This is a genomic window from Nocardioides renjunii (genome assembly GCF_034661175.1).
GTDB classification, from domain to species: Bacteria; Actinomycetota; Actinomycetes; order Propionibacteriales; family Nocardioidaceae; genus Nocardioides; species Nocardioides renjunii.
The window spans coordinates 2,406,048-2,432,119 of record NZ_CP141058.1; the positions used below are offsets into that span (position 1 = coordinate 2,406,048).

17 protein-coding genes and 3 rRNA genes are annotated in these 26,072 nt (G+C 69.8%); 2 read left to right on the forward strand and 18 right to left on the reverse strand.

Going from position 1 to position 26,072, the window contains the following annotated elements; genetic code table 11:
* Nucleotides 1-8: 8 nt before the first annotated feature.
* Nucleotides 9-980 (reverse strand): HAD-IIA family hydrolase, encoded by a 972-nt coding sequence (locus tag SHK17_RS11350; RefSeq protein WP_322919269.1) that lies wholly within the window; start codon nucleotides 978-980, stop codon nucleotides 9-11.
* 96 nt (nucleotides 981-1,076) lie between these two features.
* Here SHK17_RS11350 and SHK17_RS11355 point away from each other — a divergent pair, with 96 nt between their 5' ends.
* Nucleotides 1,077-2,195 (forward strand): DUF1015 family protein, encoded by a 1,119-nt coding sequence (locus tag SHK17_RS11355; RefSeq protein ID WP_322919270.1) that lies wholly within the window; start codon nucleotides 1,077-1,079, stop codon nucleotides 2,193-2,195.
* Here SHK17_RS11355 and SHK17_RS11360 read toward each other — a convergent pair.
* The 13 genes from SHK17_RS11360 to argC all read right to left on the reverse strand — a co-directional run bounded on the left by SHK17_RS11360 (nucleotide 2,170) and on the right by argC (nucleotide 17,949).
* Nucleotides 2,170-2,541, reverse strand: a complete 372-nt coding sequence (locus SHK17_RS11360; RefSeq protein ID WP_322919271.1) for a single-stranded DNA-binding protein — start codon at nucleotides 2,539-2,541, stop codon at nucleotides 2,170-2,172. The two genes, SHK17_RS11355 and SHK17_RS11360, sit on opposite strands and share 26 nt — an antisense overlap.
* A gap of 298 nt (nucleotides 2,542-2,839) precedes the next feature.
* Nucleotides 2,840-2,957, reverse strand: a 5S ribosomal RNA gene (gene rrf, locus SHK17_RS11365).
* A gap of 162 nt (nucleotides 2,958-3,119) precedes the next feature.
* Nucleotides 3,120-6,248 (reverse strand): 23S ribosomal RNA (locus SHK17_RS11370).
* Nucleotides 6,249-6,737: 489 nt separating this feature from the next.
* Nucleotides 6,738-8,259, reverse strand: a 16S ribosomal RNA gene (locus tag SHK17_RS11375).
* Together the 16S, 23S and 5S rRNA genes form the textbook arrangement of a ribosomal RNA operon.
* Nucleotides 8,260-8,712: 453 nt before the next feature.
* The gene (locus SHK17_RS11380) at nucleotides 8,713-9,279 is read right to left on the reverse strand and encodes a DNA-3-methyladenine glycosylase (protein WP_322919272.1); all 567 of its coding nucleotides are present in this window, start codon (nucleotides 9,277-9,279) and stop codon (nucleotides 8,713-8,715) included.
* Nucleotides 9,263-10,705, reverse strand: a complete 1,443-nt coding sequence (gene argH, locus SHK17_RS11385) for an argininosuccinate lyase (RefSeq protein ID WP_322425224.1) — start codon at nucleotides 10,703-10,705, stop codon at nucleotides 9,263-9,265. Before argH ends, SHK17_RS11380 begins: the two co-directional genes overlap by 17 nt.
* Complete coding sequence (argG, locus tag SHK17_RS11390; protein ID WP_322919273.1) at nucleotides 10,705-12,135, reverse strand: argininosuccinate synthase; 1,431 nt, start codon at nucleotides 12,133-12,135, stop codon at nucleotides 10,705-10,707. Before argG ends, argH begins: the two co-directional genes overlap by 1 nt.
* Nucleotides 12,132-12,698: an arginine repressor gene (locus SHK17_RS11395; protein WP_322919274.1), complete on the reverse strand. Its 567-nt coding sequence runs from the start codon at nucleotides 12,696-12,698 to the stop codon at nucleotides 12,132-12,134. The genes argG and SHK17_RS11395 overlap by 4 nt, the downstream gene beginning before the upstream one ends.
* Complete coding sequence (gene argF / locus SHK17_RS11400; protein ID WP_322425227.1) at nucleotides 12,695-13,621, reverse strand: ornithine carbamoyltransferase; 927 nt, start codon at nucleotides 13,619-13,621, stop codon at nucleotides 12,695-12,697. Before argF ends, SHK17_RS11395 begins: the two co-directional genes overlap by 4 nt.
* Complete coding sequence (locus SHK17_RS11405) at nucleotides 13,618-14,826, reverse strand: acetylornithine transaminase (protein WP_172275057.1); 1,209 nt, start codon at nucleotides 14,824-14,826, stop codon at nucleotides 13,618-13,620. The genes argF and SHK17_RS11405 overlap by 4 nt, the downstream gene beginning before the upstream one ends.
* On the reverse strand, nucleotides 14,823-15,773 hold the full coding sequence (argB, locus tag SHK17_RS11410) for an acetylglutamate kinase (RefSeq protein ID WP_322919275.1): 951 nt from the start codon (nucleotides 15,771-15,773) through the stop codon (nucleotides 14,823-14,825). The genes SHK17_RS11405 and argB overlap by 4 nt, the downstream gene beginning before the upstream one ends.
* Nucleotides 15,770-16,921 (reverse strand): bifunctional glutamate N-acetyltransferase/amino-acid acetyltransferase ArgJ, encoded by a 1,152-nt coding sequence (gene argJ / locus SHK17_RS11415; RefSeq protein WP_172275052.1) that lies wholly within the window; start codon nucleotides 16,919-16,921, stop codon nucleotides 15,770-15,772. Before argJ ends, argB begins: the two co-directional genes overlap by 4 nt.
* Nucleotides 16,921-17,949 (reverse strand): N-acetyl-gamma-glutamyl-phosphate reductase, encoded by a 1,029-nt coding sequence (gene argC / locus SHK17_RS11420; RefSeq protein WP_322919276.1) that lies wholly within the window; start codon nucleotides 17,947-17,949, stop codon nucleotides 16,921-16,923. Before argC ends, argJ begins: the two co-directional genes overlap by 1 nt.
* Before the next feature lie 92 nt (nucleotides 17,950-18,041).
* Between argC and SHK17_RS11425 the strand changes: the two genes are divergently transcribed.
* Entirely contained in the window at nucleotides 18,042-18,845 is an 804-nt protein-coding gene (locus tag SHK17_RS11425) for a maleylpyruvate isomerase family mycothiol-dependent enzyme (protein WP_322919277.1), read from the forward strand.
* Nucleotides 18,846-18,933: 88 nt separating this feature from the next.
* On the opposite strand, the gene pheT is transcribed toward SHK17_RS11425, so the two are convergent.
* The 4 genes from pheT to SHK17_RS11445 all read right to left on the reverse strand — a co-directional run bounded on the left by pheT (nucleotide 18,934) and on the right by SHK17_RS11445 (nucleotide 26,041).
* A complete protein-coding gene (pheT, locus tag SHK17_RS11430; protein ID WP_322919278.1) occupies nucleotides 18,934-21,420 on the reverse strand; it encodes a phenylalanine--tRNA ligase subunit beta in 2,487 nt (828 codons plus the stop codon).
* 15 nt (nucleotides 21,421-21,435) lie between these two features.
* Nucleotides 21,436-22,545, reverse strand: coding sequence for a phenylalanine--tRNA ligase subunit alpha (gene pheS, locus SHK17_RS11435; protein ID WP_322425233.1), 1,110 nt, complete (start codon nucleotides 22,543-22,545; stop codon nucleotides 21,436-21,438).
* Between the two features lie 155 nt (nucleotides 22,546-22,700).
* Nucleotides 22,701-25,334 (reverse strand): DUF4153 domain-containing protein, encoded by a 2,634-nt coding sequence (locus SHK17_RS11440; protein WP_322919279.1) that lies wholly within the window; start codon nucleotides 25,332-25,334, stop codon nucleotides 22,701-22,703.
* Entirely contained in the window at nucleotides 25,331-26,041 is a 711-nt protein-coding gene (locus SHK17_RS11445) for a response regulator transcription factor (RefSeq protein WP_172275036.1), read from the reverse strand. Before SHK17_RS11445 ends, SHK17_RS11440 begins: the two co-directional genes overlap by 4 nt.
* Between the last annotated feature and the right edge of the window lie 31 nt (nucleotides 26,042-26,072).

Sequence of the window (26,072 nt, forward strand, 5' to 3'; positions counted from 1 at the left end):
CCGCGAGCCTACCCGTCGCCGAGCTGTCGGGACGGCCCGGGCGGAGTGGCGTCGGCGGTGTCGGCCGGCGTCCCCGCCTCGTCCAGGTGGCCCCAACAGGCCGTCGCGGCCACCCGCCACCAGTCGGCGTCGGTGCCGTCCCCCGTCACCTCGAGCCGACCGTCCGTGACCGAAGCCGACCAGCCACCGAGCTCGGCTCGACGGCCGGTCCACTCCGGGACGGGCTGCGGCTCGAACAGTCCTTGCAGCGTCGGGGAGATGTACGACGGCCGCAGCCGGGGCGGGGCGGCGGCCAGCTCGGGCAGCCACGTCACGCCGGTCAGCACCAGCAGGGACGGGACGTCGATGGCGTGAGCCCCTTCGATGTCGGTGTCCAGGCGGTCGCCCACCATGATCGGGCGATCACCGCCGACGCGCAGGACCGTCTCCTCCATCAGAGGCCTCTCGGGCTTGCCCGCCACGACGGCGGGGACTCCCGCGAACTCCGTGATGGTCCGCACCAGCACGCCGTGCCCGGGCGCCAGGCCGTAGGGGGTCGGGATGGTCAGGTCGGCGTTGCTCGCGACGTAGGGCAGGCCGTCGCGGATCAACGTCGCAGCGCGCATGATGTCCCGCCATCGCACGTCCGGCCCGTAGCCGCTGGCCACGGCCACCGCGCCCTCCGGGTCCGCCACCGGCTCCAGACCGGCGTCGAGCAGCGCCACCCGCAATCCCTCGCCGCCGAGGAGCAGGACCTTGGCACCGGGGTCGTGGGCGTCGGCGAGCACGCGCGCGGCCGCCTGCGCGGAGGTCACGACGTCGGTGCCCGAGGCCGCGACGCCGACCTTCTCGAGCTTCTCGGCCACCTGGTCGGGAGTGCGCGAGGCGTTGTTCGTCACGAAGGCGACGTGCCGACCGCTGTCCCGGATCTTCTGGATGCGTTCGGCCACGCCGTCGATGGCCGCACCCCCGACGTAGACGACGCCGTCCAGGTCGAACATGACGAGGTCATGAGCGTCCACAATGGGCGTCGACGACTCGACGAGCATCCTCCACCCCTCTCCGGACGGTGACCGACGTCCCCCTACGATGCTCCGATGGACTTCGCCAGCGTCGTGCCGCCGTACGTCGCGAAGCCCCTGACGCTCCAGCCCTTCCGGGCCGTGATGCTGGCGCCCGGTCGGGTCGGGGACCCGGCGTCTGCGCGAGCGCTGGCGCGACCCTATCGCGACGTCGCCTCCCGCCTGCTGCAGTGGATCGAGGAAGGCCGCGCCTCCGCCGACGTGGCGCCGGCGATCTACCTCCACGAGTACACCGCCGAAGGCCTGACGGTTCGCGGGCTCGTCGGGGCACTCGGTGTCGCCCGCCGGGCCGACTCGATAGCGGAGCGCGCCGTCTGGCCCCACGAGGCCATCCATCCCGAGCAGGCCGGCGAGCTCGCCGACCGGATGCGCCAGATGGAGCTCAATCCCGCCCCGATCCTCCTCGTGCACCACGGCGAGCAGGAGCTGCGTGACCTGGTGACCGACATCGGGCGCGGCACCCCCGACTGGCGCTACTTGGACCGCACCGGTCAGCGGCAGCGCATCTGGGCGGTCCGGGACGCGGAGACGCTCGCCAGGATCGCCACGCTGCTCGCCGACACCCGATGCTTGGTGGCCGACGGCCACCACCGCTACGCGGCGTACCTCCGCCTGCAGGAGGACAACCCCGGCACGGCCTGGGACGCAGGGCTCGCCATGCTGGTCGACCAGCGTGACACTCCCCTGTTCCTGGGCGCCATCCACCGCACGTTCCAGGGCGTCACGATCGACGACCTGGCAGGGGCGTGCCGCGCCGCGGGAGCCGACGTCAGCCACCAAGACCGTCACCACGCCCTCAGCGCCCTCGACAGCACGCACCTCGTGCTCACCGACGGGGACACGTGGCAGACGGTCGGTCCGGGCGACCTCGCCCGAGAGGCAGCCGTTTCGTGGCTCCACGAGCAGGTCCTGGGTCGACTGCTCGTTCCTCCCGTCCGGATCGAGCACCACCACAACGTGGAGGACGCCCTCACCGCCTCCAGCAGTGTCGCACCGGCCGTGCTGCTGCCGAGCCCGGACTTCGAGCAGGTGCGCGCACTCGTGGAGTCTGGCGGCCTGCTGCCCGAGAAGGCCACGTCCTTCCAGCCGAAGCCGAGCCTCGGGGTGCTCATGCGGCCGATGAACGACGCATGATCCGGGCCGCGAGCACCTCCACCTCCACACGGGACCGCGTCGCCCCTCCCGCCTGGTAGAAGCGACACCTCACCGCCCCCGAGACGTCGACCAGGTCCCCTGTCCGCCAGGTCAGGATGCTGCGGCGCAGCCGCGGGGTCCACGCGGTGCACGGCACCGAGTCGGCGCGCTGCCCCGCCCCCGCGGCAGATCGCGGCACTGCTGACGTCGGGCTGCGAGGCACGGTGATCCGGAACGTCACCAGGGCGTCTCCGCTCGGCAGCTCCACCACGACCGGGTCGCCGCTGAGGCGACCGACCAGGCGGACGTCATTGACGACAGCCAGCGGCTCGCCGGCGTCGTCCACCTCCGCCTTGTCCCGTGGCCTTCCCTGTGGCTTGGTCCGATTCTTGTCCGGCGTCCTGGCCGGCGTCTTCGTCTGTGTCTTGGTCACAGTGCACCTCCTGGGACCAAGCCTCGTCCCGCACGCCGACAACCGACGGTCGTCCGTCGACCAGGTGTGGACAAGCCGATGCAGGAAGCAGTTGTGGACAGCCAGTGGCGCGGGACGGAATCACGGCTTCCGATGTGGAAGGGTCGCCGAAATGCAGAAGTGGGGCCACCCGAAGGTGACCCCACTTCCACAACCCACTTCCACAATGTATGTCCGGCGGCGTCCTACTCTCCCACAACCTCTCGGTTGCAGTACCATCGGCGCTGAAAGGCTTAACTTCCGGGTTCGGTATGGGACCGGGTGTTTCCCGTTTCGCTATGGCCGCCGTAACTCTTTCAACCATGTCCCCTGCCCCACGGTGCACGTCAGCTCTGTTGCTGGGTGGTGTGGGGGTGGGTGTGTTGGTTGGGAACTGCCTAGTGGACGCGAACTGTGTGTTCGTTTTTTTGCGCGTGGGTCGACCGTGGTGCGTGTGTGGTCTTGTACGTGGTTGGGACAAGCCCTCGGCCTATTAGTACCGGTCGGCTGGGCATTGCTGCTGTACACCTCCGGCCTATCAACCCCATGTTCTGTGGGGGGCCTTACCCACTTACGTGGTGGGAAACCTCATCTTGAAACGTGCTTCCCGCTTAGATGCATTCAGCGGTTATCACTTCCGAACGTAGCCAACCAGCCGTGCTCTTGGCAGAACAACTGGCACACCAGAGGTTCGTCCATCCCGGTCCTCTCGTACTAGGGACAGCCTTTCTCAAGTTTCCTGCGCGCGCGGCGGATAGGGACCGAACTGTCTCACGACGTTCTAAACCCAGCTCGCGTGCCGCTTTAATGGGCGAACAGCCCAACCCTTGGGACCTACTCCAGCCCCAGGATGCGACGAGCCGACATCGAGGTGCCAAACCATCCCGTCGATATGGACTCTTGGGGAAGATCAGCCTGTTATCCCCGGGGTACCTTTTATCCGTTGAGTGACCACGCTTCCACATGCCGTGGCCAGATCACTAGTTCCGACTTTCGTCCCTGCTCGACATGTCTGTCTCACAGTCAAGCTCCCTTGTGCACTTACACTCGCCACCTGATTGCCAACCAGGCTGAGGGAACCTTTGAGCGCCTCCGTTACATTTTAGGAGGCAACCGCCCCAGTTAAACTACCCATCAGGCACTGTCCCTGATCCGGATAACGGACCTAGGTTAGACATCTAGTACGACCAGAGTGGTATTTCAACGTTGACTCCACCCACACTGGCGTGAGGGCTTCACAGTCTCCCACCTATCCTACACAAGCCGTACCAAACACCAATACCAAACTATAGTAAAGGTCCCGGGGTCTTTCCGTCCTGCCGCGCGTAACGAGCATCTTTACTCGTAGTGCAATTTCGCCGAGTCCATGGTTGAGACAGTGGGAAAGTCGTTACTCCATTCGTGCAGGTCGGAACTTACCCGACAAGGAATTTCGCTACCTTAGGATGGTTATAGTTACCACCGCCGTTTACTGGGGCTTAAATTCTCAGCTTCGGCACAAGTGCCTAACCGGTCCTCTTAACCTTCCAGCACCGGGCAGGAGTCAGTCCGTATACATCGTCTTACAACTTCGCACGGACCTGTGTTTTTAGTAAACAGTCGCTTTCCCCTGGTCTCTGCGGCCCTTCACGCTTCCCCAGCAAGTGGGTACACGATCCGGGCCCCCCTTCTCCCGAAGTTACGGGGGCATTTTGCCGAGTTCCTTAACCATGGTTGTCTCGATCGCCTTAGTATTCTCTACTTGATCACCTGAGTCGGTTTGGGGTACGGGCGGCTCGTTGCTCGCTAGAGGTTTTTCTCGACAGCATAGGATCACCCACTTCGCCCATACGGGCTCCGCGTCACGTCTCAGACTCCACATCAAAGTGAGTGGTACGGATTTGCCTACACCACGTCCTACGCGCTTGCCCACAGACAACCATCGCTGTGGTTGGGCTACCTTCCTGCGTCACCCCATCGCTTGACTACTACCAGCTCGGGTCCCACGCTCCGCCCACCAGCCTCGCCCCGAAGGGTCCGGTCCGATGAGTTTCGGGTGGTTAGCATCACCAGGTTCGTCATGGGCGCAACTTCGCCGGTACGGGAATATCAACCCGTTGTCCATCGACTACGCCTGTCGGCCTCGCCTTAGGTCCCGACTTACCCAGGGCAGATTAGCTTGACCCTGGAACCCTTGATCATTCGGCGCACGGGTTTCTCACCCGTGATTCGCTACTCATGCCTGCATTCTCACTCGTGTGGCCTCCACGCCTGGATCACTCCGACGCTTCACTGCCCACACGACGCTCCCCTACCCATCCACACACCTGAACACCGATCAAGTCGATGCTGAGCTTGAGTGTGAATGCCATAGCTTCGGCGGATGACTTGAGCCCCGCTACATTGTCGGCGCGGAATCACTTGACCAGTGAGCTATTACGCACTCTTTCAAGGGTGGCTGCTTCCAAGCCAACCTCCTGGTTGTCAATGCGACTCCACATCCTTTTCCACTTAGTCACCGCTTAGGGGCCTTAGCTGATGGTCTGGGCTGTTTCCCTCTCGACTACGGAGCTTATCCCCCGCAGTCTCACTGCTGCGCTCTCACTTACCGGCATTCGGAGTTTGGCTAACGTCAGTAACCTTGTAGGGCCCATCGGCTATCCAGTGCTCTACCTCCGGCAAGAAACACGCAACGCTGCACCTAAATGCATTTCGGGGAGAACCAGCTATCACGAAGTTTGATTGGCCTTTCACCCCTATCCACAGGTCATCCCCTCAGTTTTCAACCTAAGTGGGTTCGGTCCTCCACGTCGTCTTACCGACGCTTCAACCTGCCCATGGATAGATCACTTCGCTTCGGGTCTTGAGCGCGCTACTGAATCGCCCTATTAGGACTCGCTTTCGCTACGGCTACCCCACACGGGTTAACCTCGCAACACACCGCAAACTCGCAGGCTCATTCTTCAAAAGGCACGCCGTCACCCACCCACAAGGGGCAAGCTCCGACGGATTGTAGGCACACGGTTTCAGGTACTATTTCACTCCCCGCCAGGGGTACTTTTCACCTTTCCCTCACGGTACTTGTCCGCTATCGGTCATCAAGGAGTATTTAGGCTTAACGGGTGGTCCCGCCAGATTCACACGGAATTTCAGGGGTTCCGTGTTACTTGGGAACACGCTCCAGAGCCAGCGCTTTACGTCTACGGGCCTATCACCCTCTACGGTACGGCTTTCCAACCGGCTTCGACTTCCACACTGGTTTCTTACTCTGTACCCCACCGGCAGATGAGGTCGAGCGGTCCCACAACCCCCTGCGTGCAACCCCTGCCGGGTATCACACACGCAAGGTTTAGCCTCATCCGATTTCGCTCGCCACTACTCTCGGAATCACTGTTGTTTTCTCTTCCTGTCGGTACTGAGATGTTTCACTTCCCGACGTTCCCTCCACACACCCTATGTGTTCAGGTGCAGGTAGCACGACATGACTCGTGCTGGGTTTCCCCATTCGGACACCCCCGGATCACAGCTTGGTTGCCAACTCCCCAGGGCTTATCGCAGGCTCCAACGTCCTTCATCGGCTCTTGATGCCAAGGCATCCACCATGTGCCCTTCATAGCTTGTCTCAACAACGTCAAAACAACACACGCCGTGTCGACACGCACAAAGAAACACCCGCCACTCCCCAATCAAAGAAGCAGCAGGCTCACACAACGTGGCGCACCGGCAAGGAAAGCCGGCCACGCCACAACAATATTCACAACCAGAAACTTCCTAGTTGCAAAGATGCTCGCGTCCACTATGCAGATCTCAAACAACAACCCCACCAACCCTCTCGACCCCACACAGTGAGACCTCGAACGAAGGGAGGACCAGAACAACCAACCCACACCCCCAGACAAGCTGGGGACGAAACGGCTGATCCTTCAGGACCCAACAGTGTGCTTGACCCCACCCCCACCAACGCAGGGCCTGAGTAACACCACACCCCCCGAAGAGGGCCGGCCCACCCACCCCCGAAGGAGCAGACAGACCCGGTGCGTCGACGATTCCACTAGTGAACACCACCATGCGCCAGTGAACATTCGCCACTGGTCGGGGCGTGTGCTCCTTAGAAAGGAGGTGATCCAGCCGCACCTTCCGGTACGGCTACCTTGTTACGACTTCGTCCCAATCGCCAGCCCCACCTTCGACGGCTCCCTCCACAAGGGTTGGGCCACCGGCTTCGGGTGTTGCCGACTTTCGTGACGTGACGGGCGGTGTGTACAAGGCCCGGGAACGTATTCACCGCAGCGTTGCTGATCTGCGATTACTAGCGACTCCGACTTCATGGGGTCGAGTTGCAGACCCCAATCCGAACTGAGACCGGCTTTTTGGGATTCGCTCCCCCTCACGGGATCGCAGCCCTTTGTACCGGCCATTGTAGCATGCGTGAAGCCCTGGACATAAGGGGCATGATGACTTGACGTCATCCCCACCTTCCTCCGAGTTGACCCCGGCAGTCTCCTATGAGTCCCCATCACCCCGAAGGGCATGCTGGCAACATAGAACGAGGGTTGCGCTCGTTGCGGGACTTAACCCAACATCTCACGACACGAGCTGACGACAGCCATGCACCACCTGTACACCCCCAAAAGAAGCCCCATCTCTGGAGCGGCAGGGTGTATGTCAAACCCAGGTAAGGTTCTTCGCGTTGCATCGAATTAATCCGCATGCTCCGCCGCTTGTGCGGGCCCCCGTCAATTCCTTTGAGTTTTAGCCTTGCGGCCGTACTCCCCAGGCGGGGCGCTTAATGCGTTAGCTGCGGCACGGAATCCGTGGAATGGACCCCACACCTAGCGCCCAACGTTTACGGTGTGGACTACCAGGGTATCTAATCCTGTTCGCTCCCCACACTTTCGCTCCTCAGCGTCAGGTCATTCCCAGAGAACCGCCTTCGCCACCGGTGTTCCTCCTGATATCTGCGCATTTCACCGCTACACCAGGAATTCCGTTCTCCCCTGAATACCTCTAGTCTGCCCGTATCGAAAGCAAGCGCCGTGTTAAGCACGGCGTTTTCACTCCCGACGCGACAAACCGCCTACGAGCCCTTTACGCCCAATAATTCCGGACAACGCTCGCACCCTACGTATTACCGCGGCTGCTGGCACGTAGTTGGCCGGTGCTTCTTCTGTACCTACCGTCACTTGCGCTTCGTCGGTACTGAAAGAGGTTTACAACCCGAAGGCCGTCATCCCTCACGCGGCGTTGCTGGATCAGGCTTCCGCCCATTGTCCAATATTCCCCACTGCTGCCTCCCGTAGGAGTCTGGGCCGTGTCTCAGTCCCAGTGTGACCGGTCACCCTCTCAGGCCGGCTACCCGTCGAAGCCATGGTGAGCCATTACCTCACCATCAAGCTGATAGGCCGCGAGCACATCCCTGGCCGAAAAACTTTCCACCCACAACCATGCGGTCACGAGTCATATCCGGTATTAATCACCGTTTCCGGTGGCTATCCCAAAGCCAGGGGCAGATTACTCACGTGTTACTCACCCGTTCGCCGCTCGAGTACCACCGAAGTGGCCTTTCCGCTCGACTTGCATGTGTTAAGCACGCCGCCAGCGTTCGTCCTGAGCCAGGATCAAACTCTCCATCGAAAACTACACCCCACACACCCCAAAGAGCATGCAAGGAAAAGAGAGCCACATCCCCTAACAGAACAAAACTGACATCAATTGCCAGAATCATCGTCAAAGAAACCGCGACACCATCAACCAACCCACCCAAAGGCAAGCCAGCCAACAACGTCAACGGGGCATAACAAACTAATTCGTCGACTAATCAAACACACTGTTGAGTTCTCAAGAATCAGACGCACCCGTTCCTCGCCGGCCTGGCCGGTCTGGTCGCGGGGCAACCTGAGCAAACTTACCGGGCGCCAGGCTCACCGTCAAACTCATGAGCCTTGCACTTCGGTGTGGTCGCAGCTGGTCTCCGCTTCATCTGACCTTCTGGCCAGGAGGCGGCGCCGCTTGCGGCGACAGGAAGAACATTAGACCCTCCTCGGCGACCATGCAAAACCGGGGTGGCCATGAAGGCATATCCGCAGGTCAGCGGCCTGCCGGACGCCGCGGGGCCGCCGGGCGGTACGTGCTGACGGTGCGATCACCGCTCACCCAGAACCGCCACGGACGGTCCGCCGCATGGCGCAGGCCGACCCGCGGGCCGGTGCTGATCTGCTCCGGAGGCTCCCCCGCCGCCAGCTCGGGGACGATCCCGTTGCCGGTGAGGTCGATGCCGAGGGCCCGGCACAGACGGGCCGGACCTCTGGCCAGGTCGCGGTCGGTGCTGCCGGGGCGGCGCTCGCGGGCGAGGTCGGTGCCGGCGACGACCTCGCCGGCTCGCAGCAGCACCGCACCCGGGCCGCCGTCGGGGCCGGTGACCAGGTTGGCGCAGTGGTGCATGCCGTAGACGAAGTAGACGTACAACCGTCCCGGCGGGCCGAACATGACGGCGTTGCGCGCGGTCCGGCCGCGGAAGGCGTGGGAGCCGGGGTCCTGGGGACCGGCGTACGCCTCGACCTCTGTGAGGCGCACCGAGACGCCGCCGTGGGTGAGCACCGCGCCGAGGAGCCGCGGGGCGACCTCGAGCGGGTCGCCCTCAGCCCAGGCGGGCACGGTGGGCGGCGCTCGCGGCGCGGAGCTCGTCGAGCTGCTCGCGGACCCGGACGGGCGCGGTCCCCCCGCGGCCGGACCGGGAACCGACCGATCCCTCCACGGTCAGGACCGAGCGCACCTCGGGCGTCAACGACGGCGAGACGGCGGCCAGCTGCTCGTCCGTCAGGTCGGGCAGGTCGCAGCCGAGCTCCTCGCAGCGGCGTACGCACGCACCCGCCACCTCGTGGGCGTCGCGGAACGGCACGCCCTCACGGACCAGCCACTCGGCGACGTCGGTCGCCAGGGAGAAGCCCTGCGGGGCCAGCTCGGCCATCCGGTCGCCGTCGAAGACCAGGGTGGCGACCATCCCGGTCACCGCCGGCAGGAGCACCTCGAGGGTCTCGACCGAGTCGAAGACGGGCTCCTTGTCCTCCTGCAGGTCGCGGTTGTAGGCGAGCGGGAGCCCCTTGAGCGTGGCCATCAGCCCGGACAGGTTGCCGATGAGCCGACCGGCCTTCCCGCGCGCCAGCTCTGCGATGTCGGGGTTCTTCTTCTGCGGCATGATGCTCGAGCCCGTCGACCACGAGTCGTGCAGCGTGGCGAAGCCGAACTCGCGCGTGGTCCACAGGATGACGTCCTCGGCGAGCCGTGACAGGTCGACGCCGACCTGCGCGGTGACGTAGGCGAACTCCGCGGCGAAGTCGCGCGCAGCCGTCCCGTCGATCGAGTTCGCGGACGAGCCGGAGAACCCGAGCTCGGCGGCGACGGCGACGGGGTCCAGGCCGAGGGTCTGCCCGGCGAGGGCGCCCGAGCCGTAGGGCGAGTCACCGGCCACGCGGGCGTCCCAGTCGCGCAGCCGCCCGACGTCACGCACCAGCGGCCAGGCGTGCGCGAGCAGGTGGTGCGCGAGCAGCACGGGCTGCGCGTGCTGGAGGTGGGTGCGCCCCGGCATCACCACGTCGAGGTGGCCGGCCGCCTGCTCGGCCAGCACGTCGACCAGGTCGAGGAGCAGGCCGGAGACGGTGCGGGCGTGGTCGCGCAGGTAGACCCGGAACAGCGTCGCGACCTGGTCGTTGCGCGAGCGTCCGGCGCGCAGCCGACCGCCCACCTCGGTGCCGACCTCCTCGAGGAGCAGCCGCTCGAGGGCGCCGTGGACGTCCTCGTCGGTGTCGGCGGGGTGCAGCTCGCCGGCGGCGTACCGCTCCCCCAGCACCGAGAGTCCCCGCAGCAGCTCGGCGTGGTCGGCGTCGCTCAGCAGCCCGGCCCGGTGCAGCGCGTTGGCGTGCGCCCGCGAGCCGGCGAGGTCGTACGGCGTGAGCTGCCAGTCGAAGTGCGTCGACCGCGACAGCGCCTGCAGCTCGGGCGACGGGCCGCTCGCGAAGCGGCCGCCCCACAGGGAGCCCTCGTTGGTGGTGCCGGAGCCGGTCGGCGGCGGTGCGTCGGCCATCAGTCGTTCCCGACGTCCATCGCGGCGTGGTCGAGCGCCTCGTCGTCGAGGAAGTCGCCGTCACCGGCGCGGGCGATGCGGTCCGCTCCCCCGGGCTCGATCTCGCCGAACAGGTTGCCGTTCTCGACCAGGACGTGGCCCTGGTCCTGCGGCTGCATGGCGTAGAGCTCGAGCTTGCTGCGCGAGTCGGCGATGTCGAGGTTGCGCATCGTGAGCTGCCCGATCCGGTCGGTCGGCCCGAACACGGCGTTGTCGGTGCGCTCCATGGACAGCTTGTCGGGGTGGTAGGAGAACGCCGGCCCGTCGGTGGCGAGCACGGTGTAGTCCTCGCCGCGGCGGAGCCGGAGGGTGACCTCGCCGGTGACCAGCGAGGCGACCCAGCGCTGGATGGCCTCCCGCATCATCAGCGCCTGCGGGTCGAGCCAGCGGCCCTCGTAGAGCAGGCGGCCGAGCCGGCGGCCCTCGTAGTGGTAGTTGGCGATGGTGTCCTCGTTGTGGACCGCGTTGAGCAGCCGCTCGTAGGCGATCCACAGCAGCGCCATGCCGGGGGCCTCGTAGATGCCGCGGGACTTGGCCTCGATGATGCGGTTCTCGATCTGGTCGGACATCCCCAGGCCGTGGCGCCCGCCCACCTCGTTGGCGCGCAGCACCAGCTGCACCGCGTCGGCGTACGTCTCGCCGTTGATGGCGACGGGGCGGCCCTGGTCGAACCGGATGGTGACGTCCTCGGTCTCGATCTCGACCGTCGGGTCCCAGAACTTCACGCCCATGATCGGCTCCACGGTCTCGAGCGAGACGTCGAGGTGCTCGAGGGTCTTCGCCTCGTGGGTAGCGCCCCAGATGTTGGCGTCGGTGGAGTAGGCCTTCTCCTGGCTGTCGCGGTAGGGCAGGTCGCGCTCGGTGAGCCAGGCGCTCATCTCGTGCCGCCCGCCGAGCTCCTGCACGAAGTCGGCATCGAGCCATGGCTTGTAGATGCGCAGCTCGGGGTTGGCGAGGAGGCCGTAGCGGTAGAACCGCTCGATGTCGTTGCCCTTGAAGGTCGAGCCGTCGCCCCAGATGTCGACACCGTCGTCGTGCATGGCGCGCACCAGCATCATCCCGGTGACGGCCCGGCCCAGCGGCGTGGTGTTGAAGTAGGCGCGTCCGCCGGAGCGGATGTGGAAGGCACCGCACGCGAGCGCCGCCAGGCCCTCCTCGACCAGCGAGGCGCGGCAGTCGACGGCGCGGGCCAGCTCGGCGCCGTACTGCAGGGCCCGGGACGGCACGCCGGAGATGTCGGGCTCGTCGTACTGGCCGATGTCGGCGGTGTAGGTGCACGGCACCGCCCCCTTGGCGCGCATCCACGCGACCGCCACGGAGGTGTCGAGGCCGCCGGAGAACGCGATGCCGACGCGCTCGCCGACGGGGAGGGAGGTGAGGACCTTGCTCACAGGGAATCCTTCTCTGCTGGGGTGGCTGCCGCGGGGGTGCTGGAGCCGGGGGGGTGGTGCGGGTCGTTGGCGAGGTCGAGGAACCGCTGGGCCAGCGCGTCGCCGCCGGCCGGGTCGCGGCCGATGACCAGGAGCGTGTCGTCGCCGGCGATCGTGCCCAGGATGTCGCCGAGGTCCGCCTTGTCGAAGGCGCTGGCCAGGAACTGCGCGGCGCCGGGCGGCGTACGGAGCACGACGAGGTTGGCGCTGGCCTCGGCGCTGACGAGGAGGTCGGCGCACAGCCGGGCCAGCCGGTCGCGGCCGGCGGCGCTGTCGCGGGGTGCGGAGACGGTGCGGTCGCCGCCCTCCCCCGGCACGGCGTAGACGAGCGCGCCGTCGGCACCGCGCACCTTGACGGCGTCGAGCTCGACGAGGTCGCGGCTCAGCGTGGCCTGGGTGACGCGGACGCCGTGGGCGGCGAGCAGGTCGGCCAGCTCGGTCTGCGAGCGCACCGGGTGGGCGGTGACGATGTCGATGATGCGCTGGTGGCGGGCGCTCTTGGTCAGCGGCGTCACGGCGGTCACGGCGACCGCTCCAGCAGCCAGGTGAGCACCGCCTTCTGGGCGTGCCGGCGGTTCTCCGCCTCGTCCCAGACGACCGACTGCGGGCCCTCGATGACGGCCTCGGAGATCTCCTTGCCGCGGTAGGCGGGCAGGCAGTGCATGACGATGGCCTCCGGGTCGGCGTGGCTGAGGAGCTCCTCGGTGACACCGTAGGGCGGGAAGATCCGCAGCCGCTCCTGCGACTCCTCCTCGCGGCCCATGCTCACCCACGAGTCGGTGACGACCACGTCCGCCCCCTTGACCGCCTCGACGGGGTCGACGATCAGCTCGACGGACCCTCCGGTGTCCTGCGCCACGGCACGGGCGTCGGCGACGACTGCGGCGTCGGGGACGTAGCCCTCGGGCGCGCCGACCACGACGTGCAGGCCCGCGGCCGCTCCGGCCAGGACCCACGAGTTGCCCATGTTGCAGGCCCCGTCCCCGACGAACGCGACGCGGACCCCGGCGAGCCGGCCCTTGTGCTCGCGCACGGTCTGCAGGTCGGCGAGGAGCTGGCAGGGGTGGAACTCGTCGGTCAGCGCGTTGAGGACGGGTACGCCGGCGTGCTCGGCCATGGTCACCACGTCGCTCTGGTGGGCGGTGCGCCACACGACGGCGGCCGCCTGCCGGCCGAGGATGCGGGCGACGTCCTCGACGCCTTCGCGCGAGCCCATCGCGGCGAGGCCGCCGTCGACGGTCATCGGGTTGCCGCCGAGCTCGGCGATGCCGGCCGCGAAGGACACCTGGGTGCGCAGCGTCGGCCGGTCGAAGACGAGCGCCACGGTCCGGGGTCCGGCGAGCGGCTTGTGGTCGAAGGGCGCGGCCTTCATCGCAGCCGCCAGGTCGAGGACCTCGAGCAGCTCGGCGGGCGACAGGTCGTCGTCGCGGAGGAAGTGGCGGGTCATGGGCGGGTCTCCTGGGTCTCCTGGTGCAGGCCGGCGACCGTGCGCGCGGTGTGGAGGACGGCGGGCAGGGCGGCGGCGAGGACGTCGAGGTCGTCGCTGGTGATGACCAGCGGCGGCACGAAGCGCAGCCGCGAGGGCCCGGTGGCGTTGAGGATGAGGCCCGCGTCCCGGCCCGCGGCCACCGCCTGGGCGGCGTAGGGGCCGTCGAGCTCGGCGCCGCGCATCAGGCCGGCCCCGGTGACCTCCACGACGCCCGACTGCGCGGCGAGCAGTGCGGCGAGCTGGTCGCCGCGGGCCCGGGTGGCGGCGAGCAGGTCGTCGGAGCCGATCGTCCGCAGCACGGCGAGCGCCGCCGCGGACGCGACCGGGTTCCCGCCGAAGGTCGTGCCGTGGTTGCCGGGCTGGAGCAGCGTCGCGGCGGCGCCGCGCGCGACCGTGGCGCCGATCGGGATGCCCCCGCCGAGGCCCTTGGCGAGCGTGACGACGTCGGGCTCGACGCCGTCGAGCAGCTGGTGGGCGAACCACGCGCCGGTGCGTCCGATGCCGGTCTGCACCTCGTCGAGCCAGAACAGGGCACCGTGGTCGTGCGCCACCTGCTGGGCGGCGGCGAGGTAGCCCGCGGAGGGGACCACGACCCCGGCCTCGCCCTGGATCGGCTCGAGCACGACGGCCGCGACGGTGTCGTCCACAGCGGCCTCGAGCGCGGCGACGTCGTCGTAGGGCACGAACGTGACGTCGCCGGGCAGCGGCTCGAAGGGCTCCCGGTAGGCCGCCTTGGAGGTGAGCGACAGCGCACCCATCGTGCGCCCGTGGAACGAGCCCTCCGCGGCGACCAGTCGGGTCCGGCCGGTGCGCCGGGTGAGCTTGAGCGCGGCCTCGTTGGCCTCGGCGCCGGAGTTGCTGAGGAACACCCGGGCGTCGGTCCAGCCGAGCAGGTCGAGCAGCGTCTCGGCCAGGCTGACCTGCGGCTCGGTCGCGAAGAAGTTCGAGACGTGGCCGAGCGTCGAGAGCTGGGTGGTCACCGCCTCGACCAGCGCGGGGTGGGCGTGGCCGAGGGCGTTGACGGCGATCCCGCCGAGCAGGTCGACGTACTCCCTGCCGTCGGTGTCCCAGACGCGAGCACCGGCGCCGCGCGCGAGTGCGAGGGCGGGCGTCCCGAAGGTGTTCATGACGGAGCCGGTGTAGCGCTCCTGCAGGTCGCTCATGCCTCGTCCTCCGTCGGGTAGGGCTTGCGCATCCGCGTCGGGACGCCGGGCAGCACCTGGGTGCCGACGCCCTCGTCGGTGAAGATCTCCAGCAGCACCGCGTGGGGCTCGCGGCCGTCGACCACCGTGGCCCGCGGCACTCCCCCGGTGACGGCCTCGTAGCAGGCGCGCATCTTGGGGACCATGCCCGCGTCGAGGGTGGGCAGCATCTCGCCGAGCGCCTCGGGGCTGATCTCCTGGATCAGGTCGTCGGAGTTGCCGTAGTCGCGGTAGAGGCCCTCGACGTCGGTGAGCACGAGGAGCTTCTCCGCACCGAGCGCGATGGCGAGGGCGGCGGCCGCGGTGTCGGCGTTGACGTTGTGCACGACGCCGTTGACGTCGGGGGCGACGGAGCTGACGACGGGCACGCGGCCGGCCTCGATGAGGTCGAGCACCGCCTCGGGGCGGACCTCGGCGACCTCGCCGACGAGGCCGAGGTCGACCTCCTCGCCGTCGACCACGGTGTTGGCCGGCTCGGCGGTGAAGAGGCCCGCGTCCTCGCCGGAGAGCCCCACGGCCAGGGCGCCGTGCTGGTTGACGAGACCGACCAGCTCGCGCTGGACCTGGCCGACGAGGACCATGCGGACGACGTCCATCGCCTCGGGGGTGGTGACGCGCAGGCCGCCGCGGAACTCCGACTCGATGCCGAGCCGGTCGAGCATGCGGGAGATCTGCGGGCCGCCCCCGTGCACGACCACCGGCTTGAAGCCGGCGAAGCGCAGGAAGGCGATGTCCTCGGCGAACGCGACCTTGAGGGACTCGTCGGTCATCGCGTTGCCGCCGTACTTCACCACGATCGTCTGGCCGTGGTAGCGCTTGAGCCACGGCAGGGCGGCCGCCAGGGTCCGGGCCTTGGCGGGGTCGGGGCGGCGGGGGCTCGAGATCGTCTCGGGGGTCGGTGTGGTCATGAGCTGTAGGCGCTGTTCTCGTGGACGTAGGCGTGGGTGAGGTCGTTGGTCCAGACGGTGGCGCGGGCGTCGCCGGACTTGAGGTCGATCGTCACGCTGACCTCGCGGGCGCTGAGGTCCACGGACGCCGGGTCCTCGGCCGGGGTGGACTCGCGGCACACCCAGACGCCGTTCATGGCGACGTCGAGGTCGGCGGGGTCGAACTGCGCCGAGGTGGTGCCGATGCTGGCCAGCACGCGGCCCCAGTTGGGGTCCTGGCCGAAGATCGCGGCCTTGAAGAGGTTGCTGCGCGCGACGCTGCGGCTCACCTCGACCGCCTCGTCCTCGGACGCCGCGTGGAGCGTGGTGATGGCGATCTCGTGGTCGGCGCCCTCGGCGTCGGCGAGCAGCTGCATCGCGAGGTCGGTGCAGGCCTGGGTGAGGGCGGCCGTGAAGTCCTCCGGGGTGGGTGTGATGCCGCTGGCGCCGCTGGCCATGACGGTGACGGTGTCGTTGGTCGACATGCAGCCGTCGGAGTCGAGGCGGTCGAAGCTGACGCGCGTCGCCGCCCGCAGGGCCGTGTCGAGCTCGGGCGCCGGCACCACCGCGTCGGTGGTGAGCACGACCAGCATCGTGGCGAGCTGCGGTGCGAGCATGCCCGCGCCCTTGGCCATGCCGCCGATCGACCAGCCGGCGCCCTCGACCACGACGTTCTTGCTGACCGAGTCGGTGGTCATGATCGCGCGGGCCGCCTCGGCTCCCCCGTCGGCCGACAGGGCGGCGGTGGCCGCCTCGACTCCGGCGAGCAGCTGCTCGCGGTCGTTGGCGAGGCCGATGAGGCCGGTGGAGCACACGACGACGTCGATGGCGCCGACGCCCAGGCCGGCGGCCACCTTCTCGGCGACCGCGTGGGTGGTCTGGAAGCCGTCGGGGCCGGTGTAGCAGTTGGCGCCGCCGGAGTTGAGCACGACGGCCTTGACGACGCCGTCCTTGACGACCTCCTGGCTCCACAGCACCGGGTTGGCCTTGCAGCGGTTGGCGGTGAAGACGGTGGCGGAGTCGGAGGTCGGGCCCTCGTTGACGACGAGGGCGAGGTCGGGGGCGCCGGTGGACTTGAGGCCGGCAGCGACGCCGGCGGCGGTGAAGCCGGAGGGGTGGGTGACACTCATCAGGGAGCGAGTCCGATCGTGGAGAGCCCCGTGGCCTCGTCGAGGCCCAGGGCGAGGTTCATGCACTGGACGGCGGCGCCGGCGGTGCCCTTGGCCAGGTTGTCGACCACGGCCACCGCCACGAGTCGTCGTACGCGCTCGTCGACGGCCACCTGCACCTGCACGGCGTTGGAGCCGAGCACCGACTGGGTCTGCGGCCACTGGCCCTCCGGCAGCACGTGGACGAAGGGCTCGTCGGCGTAGGCCGCGGCGTAGGCGTCGCGGACCGCACCCGGCGTCACTCCGTCGAGGAGGGGCGCCTGGACGGTGGCGAGGATGCCGCGGGACATCGGCACGAGGAGCGGCGTGAAGCCGACCGCGACCGGGGCTCCGTGGACGGCGCTGAGGTTCTGCACGATCTCGGGCGTGTGGCGGTGGGTGCCGCCGACGCCGTAGGCGCTGGCGTTGCCCATCACCTCGCTGCCGAGGAGGTGCGGCTTGGCGGCCTTGCCGGCGCCGCTGGTGCCGGACGCGGCCACGACGGTGACGTCCGGCTCCACGAGCCCGGCGCCGAGGGCCGGAGCAACGGCCAGGGTCGAGACGGTGGGGTAGCAGCCGGGGACGGCGATGCGCCGGGCGCCGCGCAGCCGGTCGCGCTGGCCGGGCAGCTCGGGCAGGCCGTAGGGCCAGGAGCCGGCGTGGTCACCGCCGTAGAACGCGCTCCACTCCCCCGGGTCGGTGAGCCGGAAGTCCGCTCCGCAGTCGATGACCACGGTGTCCTCGCCGAGTGCCTGTGCGATGGCGGCGGACTGGCCGTGCGGCAGCGCCAGGAGGACCACGTCGTGCCCGGCGAGGTTCTCGACCGTGGTGTCGGCGAGGACGGTGTCCGCGAGCGGGACCAGGTGCGGCTGGAGCGTGCCGAGCCGCTCCCCGGCGTTGGAGCCGGCGGTGAGGGTCCCGATCTCGACGTCGGGGTGCCCCAGGAGCAGGCGCAGGGCCTCACCTCCTGCGTAACCGCTGGCTCCGGCGACGGCAACTGATACGGACATGTGCATGACTATACAGACCTGTGCATGTCGTGCGGAATCGCCGCGCCCGAAAGAGGAAGCGGTCCGTCCGGGTCCTGCCCTACCGTTCGTGCGTGCCCCGACTGACTGCCGATGCCTACCTCGACCACCTCCGCTCCGAGTCAGCGCGCTTCCGCGACGTGCTCGCCGCGTGCGACCCCGCCGCCCGCGTCCCGGCGTGCCCCGACTGGGACGCCGCTGACCTGCTGTGGCACCTCGCGACCGTGCAGCGCTGGTGGGCGGAGGTGGTGACGGCACGCCCCACCCAGCCGGAGGAGGTCGAGCCGCCCCGCCCCGCGACGTACGACGAGCTGCTCGCCACCTACGACGAGTGGTCCCGCCACCTGGCCGAGGTGCTGGTGGGCGCCGACCCCGCCGACGAGGCGTGGAACTGGTCCTCCGACCACACGGTCGGGTTCATCCTCCGGCGACAGGCCCACGAGGCCCTGGTGCACCGGGTCGACGCCGAGCAGACGGCCGGGCTCCCCAGCGAGCTCGACCCGGTGCTCGCCGCCGACGGCGTCCACGAGTGCCTCGACGTGATGTACGGCGGGATGCCGCCGTGGGGCACCTGGGAGGCCGGCGAGGGACTGGTGCGCGTCGACGTCACCGACACCGGCGAGGAGCTCTGGCTCCGCTCCGGCACGTTCGCGGGCACCGACCCGGACAGCGGCACGACCTACGCCGACGAGGAGGACTTCCACGTCGTGCCGGCACCCACCGACGTGGACCTCGAGCCGGACGTGGTCGTCGACGGGACGGCGCAGGACCTGGAGCTCTGGCTGTGGAACCGCGGCGACGACGCCGGCATCTCGGTCGCCGGCGACCAGGCGACCTACGCACGCTTCCGCTCGATCGTGGAGTCGCCGATCAACTGATCGCAGGCAGACGGAGCGCAGCGGGCGACAGAGGAGCCCCGGGCCGCACCTGGCGGCCCGGGGCTCGTCGGTCGTGAGCGGCGCGTCGTCAGGCGCGCTGGACGGCGCCCGTCCGCTCGGCGGCGAGGGCCACGGCCGCGTCGCGGGCGGCGGCGGCCTCGCCCTCCTTGAGCGTGCGGTCCGGGGCCCGGAAGCGCAGGGCGTACGCGAGGGACTTGCGGCCGGCGCCGACCTGGTCCCCCGTGTAGACGTCGAAGAGCCGGATCGACTCCAGCAGCTCGCCCGCACCCTCGCGCAGCGCGGCCTCCACCTCGGCGGCCGGCGTGGCGTCATCGACCACGAGGGCGACGTCCTCCTTGGCGACGGGGTAGGACGAGAACGTCGGGGCCTGCCGCAGGTGGACCGCTCGGGCGATCAGGAGGTCGAGGTCGACCTCCGCCGCGACCGTGCGCCGGGGCAGCCCGAAGGCCTCGCACACCCGCGGGTGCACCTCGCCCGCGTGACCGACGACCTCGCCGTCGACGCTGAGCTCCGCACAACGCCCGGGGTGCCACGGCGCGAGCTCGACCGGCGCCGCGGCGACGTCGAGACCGAGCGCGTCGGCGACCGAGCGGACCGCCTCGACGGCGTCGGACCACGAGACCGGTCGGCCCTGACCCCACCAGCCTCCCGCGACCGCGTCGCCCGCGGCCACGACCGCGAGGTGGAGCGGCTGGGCAGGGAGCGCGGCGTCGAGCGCAGCCAGCTCCTCGTCGGTCGGGCGCCGGTCCACCGGCAGGATCGGCGCGGGTCCCGCGTGCGTCGGCAGCGTCACGGTGCCGGTCTCAAACACCGCGACGTCCGCCGTGCCGTGGCCGACGTTGCGGCCCGCCGCCCGGAGCACGCCCGGCAGGAGGGTCGTGGTCATGAAGCCGGCCTCGGTGTTGAGCGGGTTGGAGAGCCGGAGCACGTCGCGGCGCGGGTCCTCGGGTGCGAGCCCGAGCGCGTCGAGGTCGGTCTCGCCCACGAACGGGAAGCTCACCACCTCGACGTAGCCCTCACCGGCCAGCGTGCGGCCGACCCGGCGGCGCAGCTGCTGGGCGCGGGTGAGACCGCGCCCGGACGGGGGCGTCGGCAGCACCGACGGCACCCGGTCGTAGCCGACGAGCCGGATGACCTCCTCGGAGAAGTCCTGCGCGTCGGTGAGGTCGGGTCGCCACGGCGGAGGCGTGACGGACAGCGTCCCCGTGCCGGACACGTCGCAGCCCACAGCGCGCAGGCACTCGATGCTGCGCTCCTCCGTGATCGGCATGCCGGACACGCGTGCCGCGAGGTCGCCGGGCACCTGGACGGTGGGCATCGCCGGCGGGGTGCCGACGACGGTCACGCCCGGGTCGGCCACCGCGCCGCCGTGCTCGACGAGGAGCTCCACGACCCGGTCGGCCGCGGCCTCGCAGATCGTCGGGTCGACGCCGCGCTCGTTGCGCTTGCCGGCCTCGGAGGTGATCTTGTGGCGGCGCCCGGTGCGGAACATCGACACGGCGTCCCAGTGGGCGGCCTCGACGAGGATCGAGGTGGTGGAGCCGGACATCTCGGTCGTCTCCCCACCCATCACGCCGCCGAGGCCGATGATCCCGGAGTCGTCGGTGACCACGAGGTCCTGCGGGTCGAGGGCGCGGTCGGTGCCGTCGAGGGTGGTCAGCCGCTCTCCGTCGAGCGCACGGCGTACGACGAGCGGGCCGCGCACCTTGTCCGCGTCGTAGCCGTGGATCGGACGACCGGTCTCGAGCATGACGTAGTTGGTGACGTCGACGGCCAGGGAGATCGGGCGCATGCCCGCCGCGGTGATCCGCTGGACGATGTGGTCCGGCGTGGGGGCGGTGGGGTCGAAGCCGCTGACACGGCGGGCCACGAAGACGGGGCAGCCCTCGGCGTCCTCGACGACGACCGGGTGGCCGTCACCGTTCGCGGCCGGCGTGTCCCGGACGGCGGGGTCGCGGAAGCCGCTCGCACCCTCGACCGAGACCAGCACCTCGCGGGCGATGCCGCGGACCGACAGGGCGTAGGCCCGGTCGGGGTTGATCTCGAGCTCGACGACCTCCTCGTCGAGGCCGAGGACCGGGCGGACGTCCTGACCGGGCTCACCGGCGTCAGCGGGCAGCACGATGATGCCGTCGTGGTCCTCGCCGAGGCCCAGCTCGCGGGCCGAGCAGATCATCCCGGCCGACACGTGCCCGTAGGTCTTGCGGGCGCTGATCTCGAAGCCGCCGGGCAGCACGCCACCGGGCAGCACGGTGACGACCAGGTCGCCGGCAGCGAAGTTGTGGGCCCCGCAGACGATGCCCTGCGGCTCACCGGTGCCGTTGGCGTCACCGACGTCGACGGTGCACCAGTTGATGGTCTTGCCGTTCTTCTGCGGCTCGGGCTCCATCGTCAGCACGCGGCCTATGACGAGCGGCCCGGTGATCTCACGACCGGGGCTCTCGACGGCCTCGAGCTTGAGCCCGGTCAGCGTCAGCCGGTCGGTGATCTCGTCGGTCGTCGTGCCGGCGGGCACGTCGACGTGGTCCAGGATCCAGGACAGGGGTGCCTTCATGTCGCTGCTCCCCTCTCAGATCTCGCTGCCGAACGCGGCAGAGAAGCGGACGTCACCCTCGAACAGCGGACGCAGGTCCTCGAGGTTGTGGCGGAACATGAAGGACCGGTCGATGCCCATGCCGAAGGCGAAGCCGCTGTAGACCTCGGGGTCGACGCCGCAGGCGACCAGCACGCGCGGGTTGACCACGCCGCAGCCGCCCCACTCGATCCAGCCCTCGCCGCGACAGGTGCGGCACGACTCGGAGTCGGCGCCCATCCCGCTGCCCAGGCACACGAAGCACTTGACGTCGACCTCGGCCGACGGCTCGGTGAAGGGGAAGTAGGACGGCCGGAACCGCGTGGTGATCCCCTCGCCGAACAGCTGCGACGCGAAGTGGTCGAGGGTGCCCTTGAGGTGCGCCATGGTGATGCCCTCGTCGACCACGAGTCCCTCGACCTGGTGGAACATCGGCGAGTGGGTGGCGTCGTACTCGTCGGTGCGGAACACGCGTCCCGGGCACACGACGTAGATCGGCGGCGTGCGCGTGAGCATGGTGCGCGCCTGGACCGGCGAGGTCTGCGTGCGCAGCACCACGTGGTGGTCGGCCGGCTCGGTCCAGAAGGTGTCCTGCATGGTGCGCGCCGGGTGGTCCGGGCCGAGGTTGAGGGCGTCGAAGTTGAGCCACTCGGCCTCCACGACGGGCCCCTCGGCCACCTCGTAGCCCATGGCGACGAACAGGTCCGCGATGAGCTCGGACTGGAGGGTGAGCGGGTGGCGGCCGCCGCGACGCCGACGGGTGGTCGGCAGCGAGACGTCGACGGTCTCCTCGACGAGCATCCGCTCCTCGTGCTCGGCCTCGAGCTCGACCTGGCGGGCCGCGAGGGCCTGGTTGATCGCGCCGCGGGCCTGGCCGACGCGCTGGCCGGCCTCCTTGCGCGCCTGTGGCGGGAGGGCGCCGATCTCGCGGTTCGCGAGTGCCAGCGGCGAGCGGTCCCCCGCGTGCTCGAGGCGCACCTGCTTGAGGGCGTCGAGGTCGGCGGCGCCCGCGATGGCGGCCAGCGCCGCCTCGCGCATCGCCTCCACCTGGTCGGCCTTGAGAGGGGTCACTTCGACAGGGTCGTAGTCGGTGTTGGGGCCGGACATGGCTCCCTTTCGCGCGGCGACAGCAGGTCGCCGCAGATTCTAGGAGTGGATGAGCATCGGGTCGGACGGGGACTCCCCGGACCCGGTGACGTCAGCTGCCCGACGGACCAGGTCCGGGGCGCAGAAATCGCAAGCTCGTGTCCATGTGACGCATCCTACTCGCCGTACGCGCTCCAGACGCCGGCGCACTCGTCGCCGGCGCCGCGCGCCTCGGCGAGGTCGAGCCCCGCGACCGCCTCCTCCGCGCGGGAGCGCGCCAGGTTCCACGCCCGGGCGTCCTCGAGCACCTCGGGCTGCAAGGAGCCGTACGCCAGGTCCTGCAGGACGCAGCGCGCCACCTCGGCCGGCAGCCGCTCCACGATCTCCGGGGCGGCGTCGGCGGACAGGCTCTGGAGGTAGCGCACGTCGAGCCGGGCGGTGGCGTCGTAGCGGTCGAGGTTGCGCCCGGCGACCCAGGCGTCGGGGTTGACCGCCGCCAGTCCGATGAGCGCGACGGCGCCGGAGACCAGCGCGATCCGCGGCAGCCAGCTGCCGCGGCCGGCGGCGCCCGCCACCATGATCGCCAGCACGACGAAGCCCAGCCAGCCCTCGAAGACGTCGACGAAGAGCCGGAGCGTGGTGAATCCGTAGGCGTCCTGGTAGACCGCCATGCCCCGCAGGGCCGAGGCCACCACCAGCAGGGTGAGTGCGCACAGCAGCCCGAGCGAGGCGAGCAGCCAGCGCCGGTCCTCGGGCGCGTCGCCGGCACGGCGGGCGGCGACCCACACCACGAGCACGGTGAGTGCGGTGGCGAGGGTCAGCTGGCCGAAGCCCTGGTGCACGAAGTCGGCGTACGTCAGCCCGGTGGTCTCCTCGATGTAGTCGCGACCGCCGATGAGCGCCCCGGCCTGCGCGGCGATGAAGGCGACGAAGACCGCGTCGACGACGAGCACCGGCACGAGCCACTCGAACCGGTTGGCGAGGGCGGCCGGGCGGCGCCCACCCAGCACCTCCACGTGGGACGGGTTCAGCGCGAGGTAGGCGGCGCCGAGGGTGGCGGCGAAGACGAAGCAGGCGACGAACCCGCGTCCGACGAGGTCGTTGAAGGTCAGGTTGGGCACCAGCCGGTCGACCCAGGATCCGAACACCGGGTTGGCGCTGGCGAAGATCGTGCCGAAGACCGCGAGCCCGAGGAGCGACCACACGAGGGTGCGCACGAAGGCGGGGGCGCGGGACCCGGTGCCGGCGATGCGGAGCGAGCGGCCGAACCACGGCAGGCCGCGCAGCGACGCGAGCGGCCACGAGATGCCGGACAGCAGGATGCCGGGCATCGTGCGGGCGCCGGTGACGCCGCAGAGGAAGACGGCCGTTGCCGCGAGAAGGCCGAGCATCTGCACCCACCACGCGTCCAGCAGCGTCATGGGCAGGACGAGCAGCACGGCCAGCACGGCGCAGAGGGCGGTCCACGGCTCGCGTCGACGGCGGGCGGTGAACAGCGCCGCGGCGCCGCAGACGAGCGCGACGAGGGTCCACGTGATGCCCACCGCGGTGAACGAGAGCGCGACGCCCGCGACGAGCCCGGCCCCTGCGGCCGCGGCCACGGTCGGCAGGCCCGACGGCAGGCCGCGCTCGGGCCAGAAGCGACCGAAGAGCGCGTCCAGCCCGGGTGTGGTGCGCGGCACCGCAGCCGCAGCCGCGGCCGGGATCATGACCTCGGACCTGCTCGGCTCCGGGGCGGGGAGCGGTCGGGCGTCGGGTGCGGGGACCCGGCTCGGTCCGCGGGACCCGGCGGCAGTCGGCTCGGGGACCTCGAGGCGGAGGCGGGCGCCGCGCCCGGAGGCGGGATCGACGAACCGGAGCGTGCCGTCGTGGAGCTGGGCGACCCAGCGGGCGATCGCGAGGCCGAGGCCGGTGCCGCCCGCGCCGTCGGTGCCGAAGCGCTCGAAGACGCGTTCGCGGTCCTCGGGTGCCACTCCCCCGCCGTCGTCGGTGACCTCCAGCCACCAGCCGGTCCCGTCCCCGTCCCCGTCCCGGAGCGCGTCGGCCGGGGCAGCGGCGCCACCGGTGACGCGGACCCGGGTGTCGGGCGGCGCGTGCCGCCCGGCGTTGTCGAGGACGTTGACGAGCAGCTGGCGCAGCCGCGCGGGATCGCCCTGCACGTGCAGGTCGTCCGGCACCTCGACGTCGTACGACCCGGGGCGGCCGGCACCGGCGACCTGGGCGACCGACTCCTCGACGAGCCGGTGCAGGGCGACGTCCTGGCGGTCGAGGTCGACGACCCCGGCCTCGAGCCGGGACAGCTGGAGGAGGTCGTCGACGAGCCGGCCGAGGCGCTGGGCCTCCTCGAGGGCGGCCTCCAGGCTCACGGCGTCGGCGGGGACGACGCCGTCCGCGAGGTTCTCGAGCAGGGCGGTCATCGCCGTCAGCGGCGTCCGCAGCTCGTGGGACACCGTCGCGATGAGGTCCCGGCGCTCCCGGTCGACCGTCGCGAGGTCCTCGGCCATCCGGTTGAAGGCGGCGGCCAGCTGGCCGACCTCGTCGGTGGCGCGGGTGCGCACCCGCCCGGAGTAGTCGCCGCGGGCCATCGCCCGGGTCACCTCGGTCATCCGGCGCAGGGGCGCCACCATCCCGGCGGCGAGCAGCTGGGTGACCCCGAGGGCCAGCGCGACGCTGACCGGGAGCACCAGGAGCGGCGACACGTCGGCCGCGGACCCGAGCCAGGTCAGCAGCACGGCCGTGACCACGGACGCCGCGACGAGCAGGCCGAGCTTGGCCTTGAGGCTGGAGACGGCGTCGAGGAGGGCGCTCATCCGACCTCCTCCAGCGCGTAGCCCACGCCGTGCACGGTCCGGATGCGCTCGGCACCCACCTTGCTGCGCAGCGCCTTGACGTGGCTGTCGACGGTGCGGGTGGCGCTGGCGCTCCCCCAGGCGTCGCCCCAGTCCCAGACCTCGCGCAGCAGCCGCTCACGGCTGAGCACCTGGCCGGCCTCGCGGGCCAGGCAGAGGAGCAGGTCGAACTCGGTCGGCGTGAGGTGCACCGCTGCGTCGCCGACCGTCGTACGCCGGGTGCCGGGGTCGAGGCCCAGCGAGCCCACCCGGATCACGGCCGGGCGCTCGTCGGCGAGCGCGGCGGCCCGCTCGACGCGGCGGAGCAGGGCGGAGACGCGGGCCACGACCTCACGCATGGAGAACGGCTTGGTGAGGTAGTCGTCGGCGCCCACCCCGAGCCCGACGAGCAGGTCGGCCTCGTCGTCGCGGGCGGTGAGCATCAGCACGGGCACCGGCCGGGCGGCCTGGATGCGGCGGCACACCTCGAGCCCGTCGAAGCCGGGCAGCATCACGTCGAGGAGGACCACGTCGGGGCTCACCCGGGCGGCGAGGTCGACCGCCGACGGCCCGTCGAAGGCCTGCTCGACCGTGTAGCCCTCGGCGCGCAGCCGCTGGGCGAGCGCATCGTTGATCGTGCGCTCGTCCTCCACCACCAGGGCCGTCCGCGCGGCCGTCCTCGACGTCATGCCCCGACCCTAGGAGCACGACGGTCTGCGT

Coding starts and splice junctions, on each gene's coding strand:
- SHK17_RS11350 (WP_322919269.1), bottom strand. CDS start 980: ATGTTCGACCTGGACGGCGTCGTCTACGTCGGGGGTGCGGCCATCGAC.
- SHK17_RS11355 (WP_322919270.1), top strand. CDS start 1,077: ATGGACTTCGCCAGCGTCGTGCCGCCGTACGTCGCGAAGCCCCTGACG.
- argH (WP_322425224.1), bottom strand. CDS start 10,705: ATGGCCGACGCACCGCCGCCGACCGGCTCCGGCACCACCAACGAGGGC.
- argF (WP_322425227.1), bottom strand. CDS start 13,621: ATGACCCGCCACTTCCTCCGCGACGACGACCTGTCGCCCGCCGAGCTG.
- SHK17_RS11405 (WP_172275057.1), bottom strand. CDS start 14,826: ATGAGCGACCTGCAGGAGCGCTACACCGGCTCCGTCATGAACACCTTC.
- argB (WP_322919275.1), bottom strand. CDS start 15,773: ATGACCACACCGACCCCCGAGACGATCTCGAGCCCCCGCCGCCCCGAC.
- argJ (WP_172275052.1), bottom strand. CDS start 16,921: ATGAGTGTCACCCACCCCTCCGGCTTCACCGCCGCCGGCGTCGCTGCC.
- argC (WP_322919276.1), bottom strand. CDS start 17,949: ATGTCCGTATCAGTTGCCGTCGCCGGAGCCAGCGGTTACGCAGGAGGT.
- pheT (WP_322919278.1), bottom strand. CDS start 21,420: ATGAAGGCACCCCTGTCCTGGATCCTGGACCACGTCGACGTGCCCGCC.
- pheS (WP_322425233.1), bottom strand. CDS start 22,545: ATGTCCGGCCCCAACACCGACTACGACCCTGTCGAAGTGACCCCTCTC.
- SHK17_RS11440 (WP_322919279.1), bottom strand. CDS start 25,334: ATGAGCGCCCTCCTCGACGCCGTCTCCAGCCTCAAGGCCAAGCTCGGC.
- SHK17_RS11445 (WP_172275036.1), bottom strand. CDS start 26,041: ATGACGTCGAGGACGGCCGCGCGGACGGCCCTGGTGGTGGAGGACGAG.